5 protein-coding genes are annotated in these 4,043 nt (G+C 44.6%); 1 reads left to right on the top strand and 4 read right to left on the bottom strand.

The genetic code is table 11. The features are described from left to right. Positions 1 to 203 precede the first annotated feature (203 nt). Complete coding sequence (locus BJP37_RS17275) at positions 204 to 443, bottom strand: hypothetical protein (protein ID WP_143727653.1); 240 nt, start codon at positions 441 to 443, stop codon at positions 204 to 206. A 630-nt stretch (positions 444 to 1,073) separates the two neighbouring features. Here BJP37_RS17275 and BJP37_RS17270 point away from each other — a divergent pair. Continuing rightward, positions 1,074 to 3,020: a DUF4114 domain-containing protein gene (locus tag BJP37_RS17270; protein WP_075900582.1), complete on the top strand. Its 1,947-nt coding sequence runs from the start codon at positions 1,074 to 1,076 to the stop codon at positions 3,018 to 3,020. Positions 3,021 to 3,237: 217 nt separating this feature from the next. On the opposite strand, the gene BJP37_RS39410 is transcribed toward BJP37_RS17270, so the two are convergent. The 3 genes from BJP37_RS39410 to BJP37_RS41190 form a co-directional block, all read right to left on the bottom strand. Continuing rightward, positions 3,238 to 3,375 carry a hypothetical protein gene (locus BJP37_RS39410; RefSeq protein ID WP_158069633.1) on the bottom strand — a complete coding sequence of 46 codons (138 nt, stop codon included), beginning with the start codon at positions 3,373 to 3,375 and terminating at the stop codon, positions 3,238 to 3,240. Between the two features lie 130 nt (positions 3,376 to 3,505). After that, positions 3,506 to 3,658 carry a hypothetical protein gene (locus BJP37_RS39405; protein WP_158069632.1) on the bottom strand — a complete coding sequence of 51 codons (153 nt, stop codon included), beginning with the start codon at positions 3,656 to 3,658 and terminating at the stop codon, positions 3,506 to 3,508. Positions 3,659 to 3,796: 138 nt separating this feature from the next. Then, complete coding sequence (locus tag BJP37_RS41190) at positions 3,797 to 3,937, bottom strand: hypothetical protein (RefSeq protein WP_198954086.1); 141 nt, start codon at positions 3,935 to 3,937, stop codon at positions 3,797 to 3,799. Between the last annotated feature and the right edge of the window lie 106 nt (positions 3,938 to 4,043).

Below are 4,043 nucleotides of genomic sequence, written 5' to 3'. Positions count from 1 at the left end.
CTTGGTTACATGAGCTTAGTTTTGATTTTTGTCTGATCAGGTGCAAGATCTGAGTTATATAAAGTATCTATAAAGGAGATTTTGGGGATTGATTGTGTAAGCATTCAGCCGTCAGCCGTGAGCTAAAAGCTCACGCTGCGCGAACAGCCGTCAGTGGTCAGCCATTGGCCTATGGCCACGCTACGCGAACGGGAGAATTTAATTCAGATTAAACCTCTTTTATTCAAAAGCACCATCTGTAGCACCATCTGTAGCGCTAATCGCTGACCGCTGTTCGCGTAGCGTGGCCAAAGGCCTTTAGCTGATAGCTGAATGCTTACTTGATTGTTTATACCCGTAGAATTATAGGAATGGGTGTAATGGTGTTTAAAAATTAAAGGGACGAAGGGATGCAGCGAGCTAGCACGGTCTTGGGAAGCCAGTTGCTTATCTAAAATCCCCATCTCCCTGACCATCTCCCAACACTTTGCTCTTTTTCCCTGTTCCCTATTCCCTATTCCCTAACCGCAGCGCTCCGGAAGCTGAGGCCTTTGGCCACGCTTTGCGAACGCTTCCGCTTTCCGCTAAAAGCGAACGCATTAATTATTCTCTAGTAATCGAAAATATTGAACAATTATCATATCAGTAACAATAGGATAAAGATTTGATAAAATTACAAAAATTAATGGTGACATAGTATCCAATTCATGTCATCAATAAATAAAGGAATTGTTTGACCGCAAAAACTAAAGCTCTTGGTGGAAGACTATAGTATAGTGCTCAGACTATCTCAACAAAATAATGTTGGGGGAGCATCTACGTCCTCAGCGATAGGTTTGAAAACACGGAAATTCAAAACTGTGTAACTAATACAGCGGCAGATTTATGAGATTTTTCATTAGCTGTAATAATCGGTGCTTTGGTGAACGTTTAGCATAGTATTCTACTCTTGCCCATGGCTCTGTAAAGGGTATCGGGATCATGGGGATTGAGTGGATATCGACTTGCTAGGGTATTACTTGCTGCCCAAATAAAATTCCTAAATAAAATTACCATAGCTTTAAACACAGATAAAGGTTGGAGACTACAAGACTATGACGAGAATTGAAGCCGAAAATTTTTCTAGTATAACTAACTTTGTAACTACTAGTAATCCTGATGCCTCTGGGGACGCAGTAATCACTCTATTTGATGCGGTTAATAATACTGCTTTCCCCCCTGGTACTGCTAGCACAAGCTTTAATCAACCCACTGGTACCTATGAAGTAATCATTGGCATCTTTGACGAAATAGATGGAGAAAGCACCGTCGATGTCAGGATTGGCAGTACCGTCTTTCCCACAATCACTCTTAATAATCCTTCCTCTACTGCTAGCGGTATCCCCGAAGCCTCCACTTTCGTCCCTTTGCAGATTAGCTCCAGCACGTTTATCCGTAATGGAGACCTGATCGAGGTTAAAGGTACCGCTGATGGTGAAGAATTCATCCGATTTGACTATATTGAATTCAACCTGACCAACGAACTCCCGGTAGCTGTCGATGATACTGCCACTACCACTGAAGATACAACAGTTAACATTAACGTCTTAGATAATGACACGGATACTGAGGGAGACAGCACTCTAACTGTTATTAGTGATCCCAGTAATGGTAGTGCAGTAGTAGATGACAATGGTACTCCTGATGATCTAACCGATGATTTTATTACTTACACTCCGAATCCCGACTACAATGGACCGGATAGTTTTACTTATCAGTTAAATGATGGCGTTAACCCTGCTGACACCGCTACCGTTAACATTACTGTTACTCCTGTAAATGATGCACCAGATGGTACTGCTGTGGTTAACAATAACGGTACCTTGGATAATACTAATGATGACGTTATTACTGATACTCCTGATCCAGATTTCAGTGGGAATGATAGCTTGATCGATCAGGTATCTGATGGCAACGGCGGCCTTGATACAGCGATCGATCAGGTATCTGATGGCAACGGCGGCCTTGATACAGCGACTGTTGATATTACTGTTAACTCGATCCCTACCTTTGTTCCTTCGACTCTGACTCAGAACCCTAACAATACTTTTACTATCACTAGTGACACCACTGGCAACGCTCAACTCCTATTCTCCTTTATTAGTCGAAACGCTACTAATGTCAATGAAATTGGAGTTTTTGTCACCGATGATGACCAAGGTACAGTTAATGGTATTGCTCCTGGTCAAGAAGGGTATGTGGAAGCGGCTCTATCTAATGCTCAGACTATTTTCTCTGTGCTGCTGAATCCTGAAGATAGTGGTCAAACTACTCGTCTGATTAACAATTTTGATGTAGGAGATCAATTAGGATTTTACCTAGTACAAAATAGCACGAAAGAGGCAGTGCTAGCAGGACAAAATGCTTCTGTATTCTTCGGTGATGCTTCCTTCAATAGCGATGGTTTAGACCATATCCAAAGCGAGACTAATAGTGACGGTGTCTTGACTTTAAACTTTGAAGATGCTGATGATCAAGACTTTGATGATTTAGTGGTAACGGTTCAAGACGCTTCGGCTTTGACTCCGATTGTGGGGACAGGGAATCCTCAGATTCAAGGGCAAGTGGAGCTACTGGATTTAACCGATGTGACTGGAACAGTAACACCTGAGATTGTGGTTAGTAGTCAAGCTGTGTTTGAGAATAGCTTTGGCTTTTATCAGGTTGATGATGCTAGTGGTAAAATTGGCAATCTCAATCCCGGTGATGCGGGTTATGCAGAGCTTGCAATCTCCAACCAGGTAGATTTAGCCAGTGGGGTATCCGGTGGAGTATTGTTAGCTCCGTTCCTAATTGCTAATGGCACTGTTGAAGAGTTCTTGACTCAGAATCCTACTAATCAGCAGGGTTCCGGTCTCAATGCCTACTTTAGTTTCTTGAGCGCTAACCCTGATCAATTTGATCACGTCCGCCTACTAGGGGACAATCGGTTTGGTTTCGAGGATACTTTTGCTGGTGGTGACTTAGACTATGACGACTTGGTCGTAGAGGTTATTTTCTAAGTTTAATCGGGAGTCGGTTGTGGGGTGTGGGGTGTGGGGTGTGGGGTGCGGGGAGGGTGGGAGGTGTGGTAAGTATTCCCCCCGCTGTTTTGGGGGGTTAGGGGGGATCCCCAGCTGTTTGACCCGGTGGGTGGAACGGGCATGTTGGTGGAATTGGCATGTTGCTGGAATTGAGATCTTGGTAGAACAGGCATCTTGCCTGTGATCAAGATTTTCTTCACAGGGATATTGGTGGCATGGGCATGTTGGTAGAACAGGTATCTTGCCTGTGGTCAAGATTTTGGTCACCAGCATGTTGGTGGAATTGGCATGTAGGTAGAACAGGCATCTTGCCTGTGATCAAGATTTTCCTCATAGGGATATTGGTGGAATTGGATTCTTGGTAGAACAGGCATCTTGCCTGTGAACAAGATTTTCCTCACAGGGATGTTGGTGGAATTGGCATGTAGGTAGAACAGGCATCTTGCCTGTGGTCAAGATTTTCTTCACAGGGATGTTGGTGGAATTGGATTCTTGGTAGAACAGGCATCTTGCCTGTGGTCAAGATTTTCCTCACAGGGATGTTGGTGGAATTGGGTTGTTGGTAGAACAGGCATCTTGCCTGTGATCAAGATTTTCGGACGCGCTGTCCCAACCATGGCTACCGCGAAAATGAGGGTGAGACCTTGGGTGGTGCGTTACGGGGCGGGCTTTCCCAACACTTGCTATGAGGTTGAACATGATGGCAAGCCCGCCCCTAACGCACCCTACGGAATTACTCCGTGATTGACCAAAGGTCACGCTACGCGAACAAAAAAAATTAGAAACTTGGCACCAGGCATCAGCAATTTCAGGACCTGCACATAGCCCTTAGCATCAGCAGGGTTGTCAAACCGAGCGAAAACGACTGGTGGCATCGGTGGCAATAGCCGAACCATCACCCATGGGTATAGGCATCTAGTTACGGTCGATGTCCCCTATTACGGGGAGCAATTAAACTAAGTCAGTGAGTCACCCCACTGACTCGTCTTCAAAACCGTACGT

The organism is Moorena bouillonii PNG (genome assembly GCF_001942495.1).
Taxonomy (GTDB): Bacteria; Cyanobacteriota; Cyanobacteriia; order Cyanobacteriales; family Coleofasciculaceae; genus Moorena; species Moorena bouillonii.
This window is presented reverse-complemented; position numbering and strand designations above follow the sequence as displayed.